Here is an 18,069-nt window from a genome sequence, read left to right as displayed (position 1 = left end):
CCGGGATCGCAGACGCCGCCGCGTTTTATTCGTCGTCCAGGTCCAGGACAACTTTCCGCGGATCGGCCTGGGATATTTTTACCGGGAAAACCGCGCCGGATTTGAACCTGTCCACCAATTCAGCCGGCGCGTCCACTCTGGCCCTGGCCTGATACTCCGCCCCACGCTGAGGCGCCACTCGTAACGTAAGCTCCAGCCGCTGGCCGTTATCTTCAATGCCGGCGACACGTTCCGCCTGCAGTATGGTGGCATTGCCCGGGGCGCCGGTCATCAGTATCTCCGTTTCCTCTCCCCCCATTTTCAGGATCAGCCAGGGGGCGAACTTGAACCAGAAAAGGAGGAAAATGAAGGTGACGGCCACAATGCCTATCAGGATCACCGTGATTTCACCAAGGCCCAGCCAGGCGGCGGCCTTGGACACAAAGCGGAACAACACCTCTTCGGACATCGTTATGTCATCCGTTCTGATTCAACACTATGATCGAGTCATCTGTCCATCGCCGTCACTTCTTCAGCAGCGGATGCCCAAGCTCCTCGCGCAGCGCAAGGTAGTTTTCCGCCACGCGCCGGGCGATGGCGCGCACCCGCCCGATATATCTCGTCCGCTCCGCCACGGATATCGCCCCGCGCGCATCGAGCATGTTGAAGGTGTGGCTGCATTTTAAACAGAAGTCATACGCGGGCAGCGTCATGTTCATGTCCAGCAGCCGGTGGCTCTCCTTTTCAAACTCGTCGAACCACTTTAAGTGAAGCGGCACGTTTGCGTGGTTGAAGTTGTAGCCGGAGAACTCCACCTCGTCGCGGTGGTGCACGTCGCCATAGGAGACGTTTTCATTCCACTTAAGGTCGTACACGTTGTCGCAATTCTGCAGGTACATGGCGATGCGCTCAAGCCCGTATGTAAGCTCGGCTGTGACCGGCTTTAAATCTATCCCGCCGATCTGCTGGAAGTAGGTGTATTGCGTGATCTCCATCCCGTCGAGCCACACTTCCCAGCCAAGACCCCACGCGCCGAGGGTGGGGGATTCCCAGTCGTCCTCCACGAACCTTATATCATGCTCCTCCGGCTTTAAGCCCAGCGCCGAAAGCGATTCAAGATATAGCTCCTGTGTGTTCTCCGGGTTCGGCTTCATCACCACCTGGAATTGGTAGTAATGCTGCAGCCTGTTGGGATTCTCCCCGTATCGCCCGTCGGTGGGCCTGCGGGACGGCTCCACATACGCCGCGTTCCAGGGCTCCGGGCCAAGGGAGCGCAGGAAAGTGTGGCGGTTGAAAGTCCCCGCTCCCACTTCAATGTCCGTTGGCTGGAGGATCAACAGGCCCTTGCGGGCCCAGAAATTCTGCAATGTGAGTATCACGTCCTGGAAATGCATTTCTTCCCTTTAAAAATTACGGCCATAAAACGTCTTATTTTGGCTGTTTGGCGCGGATTGTTCAACACTCATCCGTAAAATTCTGACGATCTCCCGGCGCGTCACATCCGGCTTGCGGCAAACTCCATATATATTTTGCGCACGGCGGCCATTGTTTCCTTCACAAACTCGACGAACCGTTCGGGGCCGGTGCCGGGGAGGTTGGCCATGCGAGCCACACGCTTTAACTGCGCCGGATTGGACGGGACGGCGCTAACGGCCCGTTCCCTGTCCATCCGCATGGCGTCTTCCACGGCGCGGAAAACGTTGTACGCCTTTTCAAGCGCGGCGGCGCTCTTCGGCTCCAGCCACTTTCCCTTCCGCGCCAGCGCCAGGGTGGATATCGTGAACGGCCCGTCCCCCCAGCCCTGGCCTTTGGCCGGCGGATTTTCGATACGCAGCCACTGGCAGATGAATTCTATTTCCACAAGCCCGCCGCGTCCGAATTTAATGTCCACATTGCCGTGCTTTACCTTCTCGTCGGCGATGCGCTCCCGGATGGCGGCGAACTTTTCCACCTCCGCGCGGGACAGGGGGGGCTGCGTGATGAATCCCCGGATTATTTCCATCGCATCGGCGGTGAATCCCGGTTCTCCGGCGACAGGCGCGGCGCCCACCAGCGCGATTCGTTCCCACGCGTCCGCCTTGCCGCCGTAATAGTCCCGCATGGTGCTCAAAAGCGGGGCGATCTCCCCTTTCTCCCCGTATGGGCGCAGCCGCATGTCTATTGTATATCCCGCCCCGTATGGTGTTGGCGCGCTTGCAAGTTTTATAAGCTTGCGGACGGAGGCGGTGAAGCGCTCCTTGTCCCCCTCGTCCCCGTCGCAGAATGCCAGAAGATCAATGTCCGACCCATAGTTCATCTCCCTGCGGCCAAGCTTGCCCGCCGCGATGATCACCCAGCGAAGGCCGCTTTGGCTTTTACTTTCCATAGCTATAGAAAGCGCGCCTTTCAAGAATTCCTCCGCCAGCGTGGAAAGCCCGTCCATCACCTCGAACCTGTCCGAAAGCCCAAGCAGCCTGCGAAGCCCGAGCCGAAGCGACTCGGCGGACCTGAACATGTTCATCCGCGCCATTTTTTCATCGGCGTCGCAACCTCTTTGGGCGGCGTCGGAAAACTCCGCCTGGTACCTGAACCTGTCGGCTGGAAGGTCCATGGTGTCGGCGGCGATCATCCTGTCGAGCAGGTCTGGCTGGCGGATGAGCACGGAGGTCAGATGTTCGGACGAGGAGAAGACCGCCGCCAGAAGTTTTATGATTCCCCGGTTGTCATCCAGCAGCGAGTAGAGCATGTCCCTTGCCGCCCCTTTGGATTCCACGAACCGCTCGAATCCGAAAATCACATGGTCGGGCCAGGGGGTGGCCAGCGCCTCGTTCACTATGGCCGGGCCGAAGGAATCAAACGTCATGCGGCTGCGTTCCGAGGGATGGGTGAAAGGTTTCCCGTTGCGCAGGATGTTAAGGCTGCGGGCGGACTGCTCCGGCTGGTCGAACTTGATGGAGTCCAGCCACTGGGCCGTGGCCGCCTCGTCGTCCAGCGGCGCGGGGAACGAGTCCGTCTCTTTCCTGCCTCCCCCTTCGAAAAACAGGGCGAATACTTCATGGACCCTTTTCCGGCGTTTCTGCGTCTCGTCCAGAAGTTCGGCGGCCGGGTTGTTGGACGCAAAGCCCATCAGCCTTCCCAGCGCCGCCAGACGCTTTTCATTTTCCGGCAGTGAGTGGGTCTGGAGAAGCTGGTGATACTGAATCCTGTTTTCCAGCTTTCGCATGAAGATGTAGGCCTCCCGCAAATCCCTGTGGTGCGGCGCGGACAGAAGGCCCAGTGCGTGGCTTATGTCCAGCGCCTTGATCGTCGAGCGGGTCTGAAGCTCCGGATACCTGGCGCCGTACAAAAGTTGGATGGACTGGGCGGCGAACTCGATCTCCCGTATCCCCCCCTGGCCAAGCTTTATATTCCGCTCCGCCCCCTTCACCCCTTTTTTCACCGCCTGGGACTGGTCTATCTTCCCCTTCATCGCGGCGATCTCGTCTATGGCGCGCTGGTCCAGATATTTCCTGTACATGAACGGCTTGAGCCTCGCCAGCGTCTCTTCGCCAACTTCCGCCGATCCGCCGCAAAAGCGCGCCTTTATCAACGCCTGCCGTTCCCACTGCTGGCCCCAGGACTCATAATAGATTTCCATGGCGCCGATGGAGTTTGATATCTCCCCCTTTTTCCCTTCCGGCCGCAGGTCCATGTCCACCCGGAAAACGTATCCGTCCTCCGTCGGTTCGGACAGAAGCCTGGCGGTCTGTCTGGCGGTCCCCACGAAAAACTGGTGCAAGGTGATCTTGCCCGCGCCATCCTCCCGGCCTGTGGTGGAACCGTTGTCGGATGAATGGACGAAGACTATGTCTATGTCCGAGGAGATGTTAAGCTCCCCGCCTCCAAGCTTGCCCATGGCCAGCACGGCGAATCCGGCGTTCTTCTCTTCCGTCTCTTCAAACGGGGTGTAAACAGGCCGGCCATGCTTTTCCACCGCCGCCGCCATGGCGATTCTTGCGGCAGAGTCTATCGCCACGTCCGCCACGTTGGACCATTCAGTCAGCGTTTCTTCCAGCCCCGCCAAACCGGAAAGCTCCCTGGCGGCGATGCGCGAAAGCTCCCTGCGCTTGAAAATCCTGAGAGCGGCCATGGGAGATGCGCCGGACGAAAGGAGCGATGCCATCTCCTCTTCCATGCTTTCCTTGGACCGGGAAGAGAACAGTTTTTCATCGGCGGCGAGCCATTCGGCGTCCTCCGGCCTTGCCAGAAGCCATTCCGAAATGGCCTGGCTGCCTGCGAACAGGCTGGCAAGCGGGGCCATCTCCGGCCTAACGCCGATGCCTGGCAGCGACTGGGCCAGGCAATTAAGGCCGGCCAAAGCCGCTTCGGGGTCTGCGGTGTTTTGGGCGTACTCTTCCGGTTTCATGGTCCTGAAATTGCTGTGATGGGATATATGACGGATTGGGCCGGCAAATGGCGCGAGCCGACGGTCACTCCCCCGGCTTTATGCCCAGCTCGCCGATTTTTTTCATTATGGTGTTGCGGTTGATCCCAAGTATCCGCGCGGCGTGCGCCTGCACCCCTCCTGCCCGGGCCAGCGCCCCGTTTATCAACGTGCGTTCCACGGCGCTTATCACCGTTTCGTATATCTCCCCCTCGGCGGCCCTTTCCATCATCCCCCGCACCGCTTCCTCCAGCCCGGATTCAGGGCGGACGCGGCTTGCCGCCCCGGCGATCTCCACCGGCAGGCTTTCCGGCGTGATAGCCTCTCCCGGCGACATGAGCGCCGCGCGGCGCACGACGTTTTCCAGTTCCCGCACGTTTCCCGGCCAGTCGTAGGCGGCCAGAGCCGCCATCGCCTCCGGCGAGGCTATTTTCGGGGCGCTCCCGGCCGCCTTCGCCAGCCTGCCCAGGAAGCTTCTGGCCAGCGCCGGTATGTCCTCCTTGCGCTCTTTCAATGACGGCAGCTTGATATGGACCACGTTGAGCCGGTGATACAGGTCTTCCCGGAATTTCCCCTCGGCCACGTCGGCCGCCAGGTCCCGGTTGGTGGAGGCGATAACACGCGTGTCCACCCGCACGGGGCGGGTGGAGCCGACAGGGTAGAACTCCTTGTCCTGCAGCACCCGGAGCATCTTCGCCTGGAGCGGCGCGGGCATGTCCCCCACCTCGTCGAGCAGGATAGAGCCGCCGTTGGCGGCGAAAAACTTTCCTTTTTTGTCTTCCGTGGCTCCGGTGAACGCCCCTTTCACATGGCCGAACATCTCCGATTCCAGCAGGTCGTGCGGGATCGCGGCGCAGTTTACCGTGACAAAGGGCCCCTTTGCGCGCGATGAATTCTGGTGCAACGCCCTGGCCACAAGCTCCTTGCCCGCTCCCGTGGGGCCGGTGATAAGGATCGTGGCGCCTGAATCCGCGGCGCGGCCGATAAGCTTGAACACCTCCTGCATGGCCGGGGCGCGGCCGATTATCTCGTCCGGATGGGCGCTCTCCGGCTCGGGCGTCCTTTCAGCGGCCAGTTTCACCGATGTGGCGCGGTATCCGGCGACTCGCGCCACCAGCGCCTCCACGTCGTTCAGGTCGAACGGTTTTGTGATGTAATCGAAGGCGCCTTTCTGCATCGCCTCTATGGCGTTCTTCATGGTGGCCTCCGCCGTCATCACCACCACGGCCGGGGCGTTTGGCCGCTTGCGGACGCTGTCGAGCAGCTCAAGGCCGCTGCCGTCCGGCAATACGATGTCCATGAACACGCAAAGGTAGGAGAACTCGTTCAAAAGTTCCACCGCCTCCGCCACGCAGGAGGCCTCGTCCACCGCGTGCCCCTTTCGGGTGAGCCCCTTGGCCAGCACGAACCTTAATGAAGGCTCGTCGTCCACAACCAGTATTCTGTTCATCGTCAACTATTATGCTACAAATTGTCATGGTGAGCTTGCCGAACCATGACAGACGACCATGCAGGCTTCGACAGCTCAGCCTGACAAATGTGACCGGCAACCAAAAATAAAATCAAATAGCCTTCGCCGATGCGGATACGTTAACATTATTCACCTTATAGTTTAACCCTGGATTTGCCCGATGGATGATTCGATAACGTACAAGACCGCCGGAGTGGACATAGACGCCGGCATGGAAAGCCTGCGCCGCATAAAAGAAGGGGTCCGCGCCACCCATAACAAAATGGTCCTCACGGGCCTGGGATCCTTCGGGTCGCTGTTCGACCTTACGCAAGTGGCCCGCGATTACAAGGAGCCGGTGCTGGTGCAAAGCGTGGACGGGGTCGGCACCAAGCTCATGGTGGCCGGGATGATGAACCGGTTTGACACGGTGGGGATAGACCTTGTCAACCATTGCTGCAACGACATCCTTTGCCAGGGCGCCAGACCGATGACCTTTCTGGACTATATCGCCGTGGAGAAGCTGGACCCGGCCCAGGTGGACATGCTGGTGAAAGGTATGGTGACAGCCTGCGTGGACAATGGCGCGGCGCTCGTGGGGGGTGAAACGGCGGAGTTGCCCGGCACATACGCAAAAGGGGAATACGACCTGGTTGGGCTTATCACCGGGGTGGTGGAAAAATCCGGAATCATCACCGGGAAGGATATAAAAGACGGGGACACGATCCTGGGCCTGAAATCCAGCGGGTTGCATACCAACGGATACACGCTGGCCCGCAAGGCGCTATTCGGCAAGCTGGGATTTACGGTGGACACGTTCCGGAGCGAACTTGGAACCACGGTGGGGGAGGCGCTGCTGGCGCCGCATCGCAACTATTCGAAACTGATTGCGCCATTGCTGGCCAAACATAAGGTGAAGGGGATCGCCCATATCACCGGCGGTGGATTGATGGACAACGTGCCGAGGATACTGCCGGACAACGTGGACGCGGCGATAAAACTTTCATCGTGGGAAGTCCCGGCGATATTCAAGATGATCCAGCAAGGCGGCGGCGTGCCGGACGCGGACATGTACCGCGCCATGAACATGGGCGTTGGGCTTGTGATAGTGATAGACAGCGCCGGAGCCGACGCGCTGATTGGGGATTTGAAAAACGGCGGCGAGGAAGTGATTCGGTTGGGAGAGATCGTGAAGGGGAAGGGCGAGACGAGGCTGGGGTAGTAAAAAAAGATATAAGTAAACATTAAGAAATTATTGGCGCAGACTTCGTTTCTTCTTGAGCTTTATATGGCCGGGTCGTCCTGACTTCAAGGCTTATTTTGCCGCTCATCAACAACTGTAAATCGTAGCTTGACGGGCTACACAAGCGCTGTTACCCTTGATCCTGATGAAGATAAGAAACGTTGTCCACAAGGGATTGCGGCGGTTCATCGAGCAAAACGACTCATCTGGAATCCCCTCAACGAGCGCGGAGAAAATCCGCAACATCGTTTCCTTTCTTCAGGAGATGGGAGACGCAAACGAACTTGGCGCCATTCCCGGATGGAAAGCCCGCAAGCTGTCCGGCGATCGCAGGGGCATATGGAGCCTTGCCGTCACCAGAAACTGGCGGATAACATTCGGTATCGATCCAGGCGGAAAAGAAATAATTGATCTTGATTACGAGGATTATCATTAAAGGATAGTGTAACGATGATTCGAATGGCACAGCCGGCGCATCCCGGCAGGTTCTTGAAAATGGAGGTGATCGAGCCACTGGGTTTGTCTGTCACCAAGGCGGCGCTGGCGCTGGGCGTGAGCCGTCCGGCCCTTTCCACGCTTCTTAACGGGCGGGCGTCTTTGTCTCCTGAAATGGCGATGCGGTTCGAGAAGGCGTTCGGGTTGAAAATGGACACGCTGGTGCGGATGCAGACAGCCTATGATATCACCGAGGCGCGCGGCAGGGAAAAGAGCGTCAAGGTTGCAAGGTACGTCGCTAAAGCTTCGTAGGAAGCGCCGTCAGCTCTTCTCCATCCCCCCGTCTTTCATAAGTCCGGTCAGATAATCGAGCATCTCCGGGCTGTCCCACTCACGCGGCCCCAGGGCCTTGGCTACCACTTCCCCGGACGGATTCACTAGAAAAGTCATCGGCAGGGCGTTGATCCCGTATGATTCCGACGCAGTCCCGTTCCTGTCGAGTAGCACGGTGAAGGTGAGTCCTTTGCGGCTCATGAACGTTTTTATCGCGTCTGGCTCCTCGTCGTCCACATTGATGGCAAGTATCTCGAAGGGGCGGCCTTTCATCTTTTTTGCAAGGTTTTCGATCATCGGCATTTCCGCCACGCACGGGCCGCACCATTTGGCCCAGAAGTTGACGAACACCCATTTGCCCCGCTGGCTTTTCAATGTCACCGGTTTGCCGCCAAGCGACATAAGCGAGAACGGCGGAGCGGGAACGGCCGCTTCTTCTTTTTTGGTTTGTTTTGCCGGGCCGCTAGCCGCCGGAGAGGCCGAAAAGTTCAGGACAAACGCAATCGCAATAACCGCCGTAACGCCGCCCGTTACCCACCGCATCGAAAAGCCTTTGAATTCCATGAGTTTAACCATTCCACCAATTTTCTTCTACTTTTCATTATAACCGATTAGATGCTCGCCATGCAGTTGTGATATATTATTAATGTGCGGGGGCGTTCCGGTTTCGACGGGAATGCCGAGAATTAAGGCCGCGCGCCGTGGGAGTCATCAACCACGTAAATTCAAGTGACACACTTATAATCGCCAACGATTATAACTACGCTGTCGCCGCTTAATTAAGGCACAGCCGTCCTTGCCGCGAGCTTCCGCCTAGCGGACAAGGGCGCAATACCGGTGGAATAGCCGATGGGAGCCGCGATCCGGCCCATTGGCGAAATAAAGGTTCGCTGGCTTAGGTTGCGCCCGTCTTCGGGCAAACAACCTGGCGAGAAAAAGAAACGAAGACTACGCGCGTAGAAACCTTAAGGTCCGGATTTTCGGACAGGGGTTCGACTCCCCTCGCCTCCACCAAAATCACTTAATAATCTGGCGGTTAAGCCGCCAGGCTAAAGCCCTCCTGAAAGGATTACGCCTTATTGAACAGGGCCCTCCATTCACTTTCCACTTTCTCGGCCACAGCTTCCGGTTTTGTTGCGGCGAAATCCACGTCGAACACATATTCGTCCAGCTTGGCAAGGTCGCACCTGGCCAGCCTTGTCTGCGTGTGGAACTTGGCGAACCGGAGGATGAACCGGACGGCCTCGTCCCGGCTGATTTCCCATTTCTTCATCAGCCCTTCCGTGACCGTGTACTTTATCCTGCTTATTTCCTTTCCCGCTTTCGAAGATACAATGCCTTGCACAACACCTTCATCCACCGCCGCTTTGCATGTGAGTATGTATGTGTCCCCTTTAATATCGAACGATTCGGCGCTAAGCTCCTTCATAATATTCGCGGCTCCTTGCTTCATTGATAATGTGTATGAACGTATTCCGGCGGTCATTCCCGGCCGCTTTCCCTCCGCATATTCCGCAGTCCGCAATCGGCCGCAAAGCGAACCGCCGGATCGAATAATCAATTAAATCCATCACCACAAGTTTTCCGCACGGCGATCCGTATCCTGATAGATATTTGACCGCCTCCATTCCCGCCATCGCCCCAATGGCATGGGAGACCGCGCCGAAGACCGGGAAGCCGAACGGATCCCAGTCCGGAGGATCATCGGGATAAAGGCAGGTAAGGCATCCGCTTTGGCCGGGAATGAAAAGCGCCATCTGGGCGGAAAGCCCGTCCATCGCCGCGAAAAGCAGGGGGATTCCGCTTTCAACGGAAACACGGTTGAGCGCGCGCCTTTCCGGAAAGTTGTGGCGGGCGTCTATTATCAGGTCCACCCCGCCCGCCAGAGAATTCAACGTCTCTTCCGTTATGGGGACATCGTGCGCTTCCACATGCACGAACGATGAATACTCCCGCAGCCGGGCGGCGGCCGTCTGCGCGCGGGATTTCCCGACGGCGCTCTCATTCATCAGCGTCTGCCGGTTGAGGTTTGATTCGGTAAGCGGCCCGGAATGGGCCAGTATCAACCGGCCGATCCCGGCCCCGGCCAGCGCATAGGCTATCGCCCCGCCAAGCCCGCCGATCCCCGCCAGCAAAACGGTGGAGTTGCGCAGGTTCTCCTGATGACGCGCAGTGAATCCGTCATGTATCATCTGGCGCTTGAATCTTTCAGCCTCTCGTTCGTTCATGCTTTCACTCCCGGCTAATTCATCGCGCCCCGGGCCATCCGCAGCAACTCCGCGTCCGGAATCCCTCCTTTTCGCATGTTCGCGGCGGCCCTGATTTTTTCCACAACTTCCCGTCCCGTGTTCCCGCCAAACGTGAATCCAAGTTCGGCAAGCCGCCTTTTTACCATCCGGGGGCCGGAATGTTTTCCGATCACTATCCTTCGTTTGGCTCCAACCAGGGCAGGGTCGAAAGGCTCGTATATCCCCGGGTCTTTGATCACCCCGTCGGCGTGAATCCCGGATTCGTGGGTGAAGACCTCCTCGCCAACGATGGTTTTCGAGCGCGGCAACGCCCTGCCCGCCGCCTTTGCGGTGAATTCGGCCAAGTTCTTCAGGTGTGTGGTGTCCACCCCGGTCTCCATGCCCATCACTATTTGCAGCGCCATCACAACTTCTTCCAGGGGAGCGTTGCCGGCGCGCTCGCCGATTCCGGTTATCGTGGTGTCCACGTATGCCGCCCCGCCTTTCACGCCTGCGATGGCGTTGGCGGTGGCCAAGCCAAAATCGTTGTGGGTGTGCATCTCAATTTCGATACCGGCCCGGGCCGCCAGCGCTTCAACCTTTTCATGTATGGTGAACGGGTCCATAACGCCCACAGTGTCGCAATATCTTAGCCGCGCCGCGCCCAAATCGCGGGCGGCCTGCGCATACTCGACCAGGAACTCCCAATCAGCCCTTGTGGCGTCCTCTGCGCCAATGGAAACAACCGCCCCGCCTTTCATGGCCAACTCCACGGTCTTGCCAAGCCTCGTTATCACAAAGCTCCGGCTCCGGCCCAGCTTGCGGCCGATCATGAAATCGGACACCGGCAGGGATATGTGTATGTTTTTGGCGCCGCATTCAAGCGAGGTTTCGATGTCTTTTTCAACGGCGCGGTTCCACATGATTATTTGTGAGGCCAGCCCCATTTTGCTTATTTCACGCAGCGCGGCCAGTTCTCCATGACCCATGGCCGGCGTTCCAGCCTCGATAAACCGCACTCCCGCCTCGTCGAGCATCCTGGCGATGGTGATTTTCTCCTTCATGGAGAAGGCCACGCCGGGCGACTGTTCGCCGTCGCGAAGTGTCGTGTCAACGATCCGGATCATGATCAAAGTCTCCTTGCTTCTACGGTCAAGGGAAGTTTGGGGATATCGCTTAACGGCTCCACATAAATCTTCATCCCGCCGGTGAGCTCAAGCGTTCCCCCGAAAACGTGCGCCGGATCGGTGGCCACTACGCGCGCCTCCAGGTCCTTCTTGGCGATATAGACCGTCAGCGCCCCGTCCTGTGATCTTATTGTCACTTTCATGGCGCCGATCCTTTCTTTTCAAGGGGCAATTCCGGCGCGATATTCATTGAGTCCAGACGCTCCGCCGCCGCCGCCGCCGCGTGTTCCATCTGCATGTATGGCATGTCCGTCACGGGCGCGATCCCCGCCGCTGTCAACGCCTTGTGCGGCCCGTAACCAACCTTCAGGCACACAACCGCGTCGCAATCCTGTATTGTCCCGATAATGTCATCAAGGGCCGCCGATTCATCCCCGCACGTCATCGGGCCATCGCAAAAGCTTCGCTTCACTTTGCGCACATTCACAAGCCGGGCCTGCCCATCCGCGACTCTGTATATATAGAACTCTTTGGCGTGGCCGAAATGCTGGTTCACAAGCCCCATACTCTTGGAAAGGGCGGCGACAAGATACGAACCGCCGCGCTTTTCACAATTCGCTACTTTATCCCCTCCGCCACGGGTGGAGATAAACCTCGCGGCATGCTCGCGCCATTTCTCCCTGCCGGCGGCTCCGTTATCCGCGGGGATGGCGCATGAGACGCCGGCAAACCGCGCTTTTGAAAAATCCGCGAACCTGTCCTCCGAAAGCTTGCCCACCGCGTCGGCCCGGCATTGCCTGCAATGGGCCATCTGCTGTATATCCCCGCATGCTTCCCTCGCATTTTCCAGTTCCGCGGCAGACGGCTCCGCCATATGGGCAAGGCCGAACGCCGTCCCATGGGCAGGGTCGGAAATCAGCGGCATGATGTTATGCATGTGGGCGCCCATGAGCTTTAGCTTTCTGGAAAGCGATGGAAGCTCATGTGCGTTGATCCCAGGGATCAAAATGGAGTTCACCTTCACCAGCGCTCCAAGATCGGCCATCATCCGGATCCCATCCCGCTGGCGGGCGAGAAAGTATTCCATAGCCTCTACGCCCGTGGCTTTATGTCCGTCCACAAGCGCCCAGGCGTAAATTCTGTTCGCGGTGGCCGGATCGAAAGTGTTCACCGTCACCGTTATATGCCTCACGCCAAGCTCGTAAAGCTCCTGCGCATGCTCCGGGAGCGCCATGCCGTTGGTGGAAAGGCACAGCGTCAGATCGGGGAAATGCTCCTTTATAAGGCGCAGTGTTTTGAACGTGCGTTCAGGCGCCGCCAAAGCGTCCCCCGGGCCCGCAATGCCTATCACGGAAAGCTCTTTTACTTTCGCGGCCACATGATAAACTTTCGTCAGCGCCTCATCGGGGGACAGACGTTCGGAAACGACGCCCGGCCTGCTTTCGCTGGCGCAATCGTATTTGCGGTTGCAATAGTTGCACTGGATGTTGCATGCAGGAGCCACGGCCAGGTGCATCCTGGCGAACAGATGATGGGCGGACGCCGAGTAGCACGGATGGCGCGCCGTTATTTCATCTGGCCCGGCTCCGTATAATGTCTTACACTCGCTCACGACATTGATTCTCCGGAAAACGGAATATAACCAGCCAGTGAAGCAAAGGGGGCGCCATTGGCCGGCGGTGGGCTGGAATATGATGATTTGGCTCGATTTTGGACTGATTTTGCGCTCTGGAAACTTGTGTCAGTGTCACCAAACATACAATTTGTAATGTAACCCACATGCCGCATGCGCATCTTTTACGCACGAACCTGATAGGCCTGCCCACGGTTTCGTTCGCCTCACCCGCGTTCAACATTTCCCCCTCCCCGGTGCGGATAAACGGCGTGCTGGAAATGAACCAACCGCTTTTCGAAGCCCTGGACAGGTTTGACAGGGAGGAGACCGCTGCGGTCTTCATGGAACATATGCGGGTGATGTTCGGGCTGGACCAGGAAGATAGGGAGCCTGAGGCCAAAAGGATATACCGCGCCAACTACCTTCGATTGCTTCGCGGATGGATTTTCGATTCCAACAGGCCGGATGGGGCGGTGATGAAGGGATGGGTGGAGTCCCGGTTCGGGCTCATGCCGCTGTTCCACAGGGAGAGCATCCCGAACATAAACTGCAAGGCGTACTGGAACTATCTTTCGGAAAGGATGACTCCGCGTTTCCACAACAATTCCATATTCGCCCAGTTCGACCTTTTGTACGAATTCGCCCAATACTGGCTACACCGGTTCGGCGACGAGGAGGGAAAAATAACCCTGTACCGCGGCGCCAACGACATGAAAAGGGAGAGCCAGATAGTCGAAAAACGCGAGAAGAAACTTTGGGTGGTGCGCAATAACAGCCTGGTCAGCTACACATCGAGCCTTGAGCGGGCCAGCGAATTCGGCGACACCATCCTTAAAATAGAGGCGCCTTTCGAAAAAATCTTATGCTTCCCGGAGTTGCTTCCCGGCAAAATCCCGGGCGCCGAGAGCGAACACATCGTCATCGGCGGGGACTATATATCCGAAGTGGTGGACATGCTTTGACGGGCGCTTATCTCCAAAAGACCGTCCACCTGTTTTTCGATCCGATCCCTCACCGCCGGATCGAGTTTTTTTAACCACCTTGAAGGAATAGAGTCCAGCCCATAGAATGCACCGGCGATCTGTCCGGCCAGGGCCGCGTTTGTGTCCGCATCCCCCCCGATGTTCACCACGCCGGTCAGGCAAGACTCGAAGTCGAGAGTGTTGAAGAAGAAGTTCAGGACGACCCTCGCCGTATGGACGATATAACCGTCCGAATCGGAGGTCTTGAATTTCTTGTATTCGAACTCCGGATATAGCGCGATCCACATCCTGGCGATTGAGTGCAGAGGCGCGGTCTGGCCGTTTACGACAGCCTGCCGGGCCATATCGCAAAGGAGCACGGTCCCGCCGTCGGAAAGGCGGTTGTTATGGGTGACATGCGCCTGCGCCATGCTCCAGTCGCGGAACAATTCATCATCGTTTAGCGCGGCGAGCGCCACGGGAAGGTTCCGCATCGCGGCGCCGTTGCCGGCCGCCTGTTCCGAAGGCTCCGCCTCGGTCGTCCCGTTGACGATATAGCGCTGCAGCCCCCTTCGCACAGTACCCCCGATGTCCGGCGGTTTGGAGCGCATCCACCCTATGAAAGCATCGGCGGCGGCCTTTGGCTCAACTTTTCCCTTTTCGATGATCGAATCGCCAAGGGCCATCGCCATCTGCGTGTCGTCCGTGACGCGGCCCGGCTTAATATGCAGCCACCCTCCACCCCTAAGCTCGTTGTGGACGCCGTACGCCGAACGGATTTCCTGGGGCGTCATAAACTCCGTCGTGGCGCCAAGCGCGTCCCCGATGGCCAATCCTAAGTATGAGGCCAGCGCCCTTTCCCGGACGGCCGCCGGGACCATGGCCTACGCCGCCCGCTCGAAAGAATGGCAGTTTTTCGTGCAGACGCGCGAGCAGGCAAGGCAGCCTATGCAAAGCCCGTCGTTGGCCACAGTCATCACCATGGCCCCCTCGTCCTCATAGTCGTCGTCCTCAAGACCCAGCGACGAGCGTTCCGCCAGGTTGAACACTCCCTGGCCGCACACCTTGTAGCACCGCCCGCACCCGATGCACTCCTCCGGGTCTATGGACGCGATATAGCTTGCCGCGTACGGCTCGCCGTTTTTCCTGTATGACACTCCCGCGCTCATTTCAAAACCTCCCGAATGATTTCAATCATCGTCTTCCTCGAACCTGTCAAACCGCCCCGGATCCCCGGCGCCGGTGATCTTCCTTATCCATGGAGGCGGGGTCCCGTTCAATGTGCCTTTGAGCGTATTGAGTATGGCCGTGATGGAACTCTCGTCCCGGACCACCATAGGATGCATCCTTCTGTTGGTCAGCCGAGCCGCCGCAACGCCCCCTATCGCCTCGCAGCAGATAATGTGGCACCCGGCAAGCGCCTCGATCTTACCGGTCAGCTTGTCATCGTTGCCATTCTCGCTTAGCCCTTCGCCGGAGAACGTCACTTTGCCGGCCTTTGTGACGCCTTCCCTGGACACGTCGTAAAGGACGAACATTTTCGCCCATCCGAAATGGTCGTTGACCTCTTGCCCGTCGGTGGTGGCGAAGGCCACACGCAAAGCGCCTTCCTTTTTGCTTTCCACGGTTATTTTGGATATCAGCTTCATTTGAAATCTCCCGCCGTCACACTCCCGCGCGCAACGTTGATATATACGGCTCTGCGTGGCGCGCTCCGCCCATGAACGCGTTGGCCAGTTCCATAAGCAGCGCCGAAGCGCCGTTGTAGCCCAGTCGCACGGTCTGCGGTTCCCCGATCCTGTCGCTCACCGGGATGCCGCTTCTGATGGCTGGCAGGCCCAGTTCACCGGCCAGTTCCGCCACGTGGCTGTTCCCGATCAGGATGTCCACCGGATCACTCTCGATCATGCCGCGCAAATCCTCCAGGTCCCCCACCGGCCAATCGCCATGCCCCGGCGTGGCGACGGCGGTGACTTTCATTCCCATCGCCGTAAGCGGCTCCGCCCATCGTGTGACGAACTCCGGATCGCCCGCCACTGCGGCCTTTTTACCGTTAAGATAAAACTGCGTGTCCAAGGCCGTGTCCAGAAAGCGCCGGCGTTGCTTTATGTAACGGCCGGGGACGGTTGCTTTAAACCGGCTAGAGAGCGCGGACAAAAATCCGTCCATCTCATCGAGCGTGGCGAGGCTGTCAAAATGAAAATGCTCGATGCCGTGTGTGCACGAAAATTCCTTTGCCATGGCGTTCATGGAGTTTCCAACGGACATCACCATGGCGGAGTCGGCGAGAGTTTCTATCTCGTCCACCAGCGTCCCGCCGATTGTGGCGGGCGAGTATTCATCTTCCGCAAGATAGCCACCAAGGCTTGCGCCAAGGTCGGGAAAAATCACGGGGCGCAATCCGAAGTCCTCTATCACGTCCCTTATTGTTTCAACTTCGCCCGGCGTGACGTATGGCCCGGCGAACACCGCCACCTGCTTGCGCCGGGGCGCGATGCGCGGTCTGGCCAAGATGTCGAGCATGGCTTTGCACGCTTTCACGTAGCCGGTCTGGAGCGATCCCTCAAAATCCGGAACGCTCACCGCCACCACCGGGACGCCCGGATTGTCCGCGACGGCCGCTTTTGCGATCCGCGCCACATCGGCCCCGGAAGTCTCCGTCACGCCGGTTGTGAGCAGCCCGATTATCTTCGCGCCTGATCGCACGTTGTCCATGGCCTCCGCCGCGTTCGTGTCACCCCCCATCACAACGGTGGTGTGGGTGAGCGCCGTTGTCTGGAACGGCATCGGCTCCCGGAAATGCTGGATGAATAGTATTTTGGCGAACGCCGTGCAACCCTGCGATCCGTGCCACAGCGGCACGCACCCTTTCACCCCCATGAAGGCAAGGGCCGCCCCGGCCGGCTGCGACAGCTTTATGGGATTGGCCGAATAGTGTTTCATCATATTTCTCCAAACGGGCATGGCCGCCGGGCAATGGCTAACGCGGGGGACTCTATAGCCCCGGCCACAGCCTCGCCGAATCGGACGTGGCCGTCGTAACCGGTGTATGGCGTGTGGCGCTCCTGGTTGACGTCCACGAAAGGGATGCGCGCCTTGAGCGCTGTGTACTGGTTCCTCCCGCCGGCCAGCATCACGTCCGCCCCGCTTTCATGGAACACCTGCAACAGCTTGCGTGGCGCCCCTTCGCTTATCATCACCGTCTCGTCCCCCATCAGTTCCTTTATCCTGGCCTTGTCCTCTTCCGTGGACTTTTTCGTGCCGGTTGCAATCACCTTCATCCCCAGTTCCTGCAACGCCCCCACGATGGACCAGCTTTTCACCCCGCCGGTGTATAGGAGCGCCTTTTTGCCGGCCAGCCGTTCTTTCAACGATTTCAGCTCCGGCGCGATCCTTTGCGTTTCTTCGTTCACCAGCGCCTCCGCCTTGCTTACGAGCGCTTTATTTCCAATGATCCGCGCTATTTTCATCAATGCGGCGCCGGTGTTGGAGGCGCCATAGAACGATCCTTCGAAGTATGGTATTCCATACTTTTCTTTCATCCTGCGCGCCACGTTCAGCAACGCTCTGGAGCAGACCATCATGTTCACGTCCGCCCGGTGCATCTTGGCGATATCGCCAAACCGGGCGTCTCCAGAAAGGGAGCAGATCAACCGTATGTCCAGCCTGTCGAGCAGGGGCAATATCCCCCAAAGCTCCCCTGCGATGTTAAATTCGCCGATCAGGTTCACGTTATATGGATGTGGCGTGGCAGGCTCGGCCGTCCCGATCACATGGCGCAATAGCGCGTCTCCCGCCAGCCTGTTGCCGAAATTCTTTGTGCCTGTGAAGCCGGGCGCGTCCACCGGGATCACTGGCGTTCCGGTCTTTTCCCTCACCGCCTTGCATAGCGCGTTCACATCATCACCGATCATGGAGGTGACACATGTCTGGTAAACGAACACAGCGGGGGGGCTGTACTTTGCGATTATTTCCCGCACGGCCTTGTAAAGCTTTTTTTCCCCGCCAAACACCACGTCGTTGTTGGAAATGTCCGAAGTGAACGCCATGCGGTTCATCCGTGGGCCGCTTGAGAGCGCACCCCGGTTGTTCCACGTGTTACCGACGCAGCCAGCCGGGCCGTGGACGATGTGCGCGGCGTCCGTTATGGGGACAAGGGTTATCTGCGCCCCGTCGAAGGAGCATCCGCCCGCCGCCTTCCCCGGTGTGGGGCGGGGGCAGGCGGCGTCCTTCTTCGCGGCGTTGTGCGAGCATGCGGGCTCCTTGTAAAGTTCCCGCAGCGTGGAAAGGTTCAC

General features: G+C 58.6%; 19 protein-coding genes and 1 other RNA gene. 5 read left to right on the top strand and 15 right to left on the bottom strand.

Features of this window, described 5'->3' with window-relative positions:
• Positions 1-25: 25 nt before the first annotated feature.
• From HZB29_03615 to HZB29_03600, 4 genes are all read right to left on the bottom strand, one after another.
• Complete coding sequence (locus tag HZB29_03615; protein ID MBI5814678.1) at positions 26-448, bottom strand: hypothetical protein; 423 nt, start codon at positions 446-448, stop codon at positions 26-28.
• Positions 449-503: 55 nt separating this feature from the next.
• On the bottom strand, positions 504-1,373 hold the full coding sequence (gene glyQ / locus HZB29_03610) for a glycine--tRNA ligase subunit alpha (protein MBI5814677.1): 870 nt from the start codon (positions 1,371-1,373) through the stop codon (positions 504-506).
• A gap of 101 nt (positions 1,374-1,474) precedes the next feature.
• Positions 1,475-4,363 carry a bifunctional [glutamate--ammonia ligase]-adenylyl-L-tyrosine phosphorylase/[glutamate--ammonia-ligase] adenylyltransferase gene (gene glnE / locus HZB29_03605; GenBank protein ID MBI5814676.1) on the bottom strand — a complete coding sequence of 963 codons (2,889 nt, stop codon included), beginning with the start codon at positions 4,361-4,363 and terminating at the stop codon, positions 1,475-1,477.
• Positions 4,364-4,427: 64 nt separating this feature from the next.
• A complete protein-coding gene (locus HZB29_03600) occupies positions 4,428-5,831 on the bottom strand; it encodes a sigma-54-dependent Fis family transcriptional regulator (GenBank protein ID MBI5814675.1) in 1,404 nt (467 codons plus the stop codon).
• 181 nt (positions 5,832-6,012) lie between these two features.
• On the opposite strand from HZB29_03600, the gene HZB29_03595 reads away from it, so the two are divergent.
• The 3 genes from HZB29_03595 (at position 6,013) to HZB29_03585 (ending at position 7,821) form a co-directional block, all read left to right on the top strand.
• A complete protein-coding gene (locus tag HZB29_03595; GenBank protein ID MBI5814674.1) occupies positions 6,013-7,053 on the top strand; it encodes a phosphoribosylformylglycinamidine cyclo-ligase in 1,041 nt (346 codons plus the stop codon).
• 166 nt (positions 7,054-7,219) lie between these two features.
• On the top strand, positions 7,220-7,510 hold the full coding sequence (locus HZB29_03590; protein ID MBI5814673.1) for a type II toxin-antitoxin system RelE/ParE family toxin: 291 nt from the start codon (positions 7,220-7,222) through the stop codon (positions 7,508-7,510).
• Positions 7,511-7,524: 14 nt separating this feature from the next.
• Positions 7,525-7,821 carry a HigA family addiction module antidote protein gene (locus HZB29_03585; GenBank protein ID MBI5814672.1) on the top strand — a complete coding sequence of 99 codons (297 nt, stop codon included), beginning with the start codon at positions 7,525-7,527 and terminating at the stop codon, positions 7,819-7,821.
• A 9-nt stretch (positions 7,822-7,830) separates the two neighbouring features.
• On the opposite strand, the gene HZB29_03580 is transcribed toward HZB29_03585, so the two are convergent.
• On the bottom strand, positions 7,831-8,406 hold the full coding sequence (locus tag HZB29_03580; protein MBI5814671.1) for a redoxin family protein: 576 nt from the start codon (positions 8,404-8,406) through the stop codon (positions 7,831-7,833).
• Between the two features lie 88 nt (positions 8,407-8,494).
• Here HZB29_03580 and ssrA point away from each other — a divergent pair.
• Positions 8,495-8,856, top strand: a transfer-messenger RNA (tmRNA) gene (gene ssrA / locus HZB29_03575).
• A 55-nt stretch (positions 8,857-8,911) separates the two neighbouring features.
• Here ssrA and HZB29_03570 read toward each other — a convergent pair.
• From HZB29_03570 to nifB, 5 genes are read right to left on the bottom strand one after another with little or no spacing between them, the layout of a single operon-like run.
• Positions 8,912-9,271, bottom strand: coding sequence for a hypothetical protein (locus HZB29_03570; GenBank protein ID MBI5814670.1), 360 nt, complete (start codon positions 9,269-9,271; stop codon positions 8,912-8,914).
• Positions 9,258-10,070 carry a HesA/MoeB/ThiF family protein gene (locus HZB29_03565; protein MBI5814669.1) on the bottom strand — a complete coding sequence of 271 codons (813 nt, stop codon included), beginning with the start codon at positions 10,068-10,070 and terminating at the stop codon, positions 9,258-9,260. The genes HZB29_03570 and HZB29_03565 overlap by 14 nt, the downstream gene beginning before the upstream one ends.
• A 14-nt stretch (positions 10,071-10,084) precedes the next feature.
• A complete protein-coding gene (nifV, locus tag HZB29_03560; protein MBI5814668.1) occupies positions 10,085-11,197 on the bottom strand; it encodes a homocitrate synthase in 1,113 nt (370 codons plus the stop codon).
• A 2-nt stretch (positions 11,198-11,199) separates the two neighbouring features.
• Positions 11,200-11,400 (bottom strand): putative nitrogen fixation protein NifT, encoded by a 201-nt coding sequence (gene nifT, locus HZB29_03555; GenBank protein ID MBI5814667.1) that lies wholly within the window; start codon positions 11,398-11,400, stop codon positions 11,200-11,202.
• Complete coding sequence (nifB, locus tag HZB29_03550) at positions 11,397-12,809, bottom strand: nitrogenase cofactor biosynthesis protein NifB (GenBank protein MBI5814666.1); 1,413 nt, start codon at positions 12,807-12,809, stop codon at positions 11,397-11,399. Before nifB ends, nifT begins: the two co-directional genes overlap by 4 nt.
• 167 nt (positions 12,810-12,976) lie before the next feature.
• Between nifB and HZB29_03545 the strand changes: the two genes are divergently transcribed.
• Positions 12,977-13,774, top strand: coding sequence for an NAD(+)--dinitrogen-reductase ADP-D-ribosyltransferase (locus tag HZB29_03545; protein MBI5814665.1), 798 nt, complete (start codon positions 12,977-12,979; stop codon positions 13,772-13,774).
• Here HZB29_03545 and draG read toward each other — a convergent pair.
• The 5 genes from draG to nifE all read right to left on the bottom strand — a co-directional run bounded on the left by draG (position 13,744) and on the right by nifE (position 18,069).
• Positions 13,744-14,655, bottom strand: a complete 912-nt coding sequence (gene draG, locus HZB29_03540; GenBank protein MBI5814664.1) for an ADP-ribosyl-[dinitrogen reductase] hydrolase — start codon at positions 14,653-14,655, stop codon at positions 13,744-13,746. The genes HZB29_03545 and draG overlap by 31 nt on opposite strands.
• 3 nt (positions 14,656-14,658) lie before the next feature.
• Complete coding sequence (gene fdxB / locus HZB29_03535) at positions 14,659-14,943, bottom strand: ferredoxin III, nif-specific (protein ID MBI5814663.1); 285 nt, start codon at positions 14,941-14,943, stop codon at positions 14,659-14,661.
• 21 nt (positions 14,944-14,964) lie between these two features.
• Positions 14,965-15,375: a nitrogen fixation protein NifX gene (gene nifX, locus HZB29_03530; GenBank protein MBI5814662.1), complete on the bottom strand. Its 411-nt coding sequence runs from the start codon at positions 15,373-15,375 to the stop codon at positions 14,965-14,967.
• 64 nt (positions 15,376-15,439) lie between these two features.
• Positions 15,440-16,720 carry a nitrogenase iron-molybdenum cofactor biosynthesis protein NifN gene (gene nifN / locus HZB29_03525; protein MBI5814661.1) on the bottom strand — a complete coding sequence of 427 codons (1,281 nt, stop codon included), beginning with the start codon at positions 16,718-16,720 and terminating at the stop codon, positions 15,440-15,442.
• Positions 16,717-18,069 carry a nitrogenase iron-molybdenum cofactor biosynthesis protein NifE gene (gene nifE, locus HZB29_03520; protein MBI5814660.1) on the bottom strand — a complete coding sequence of 451 codons (1,353 nt, stop codon included), beginning with the start codon at positions 18,067-18,069 and terminating at the stop codon, positions 16,717-16,719. Before nifE ends, nifN begins: the two co-directional genes overlap by 4 nt.

The sequence above is a fragment of the Nitrospinota bacterium genome, from assembly GCA_016235255.1.
GTDB lineage: Bacteria > Nitrospinota_A > UBA7883 > UBA7883 > JACRLM01 > JACRLM01.
This window is presented reverse-complemented; position numbering and strand designations above follow the sequence as displayed.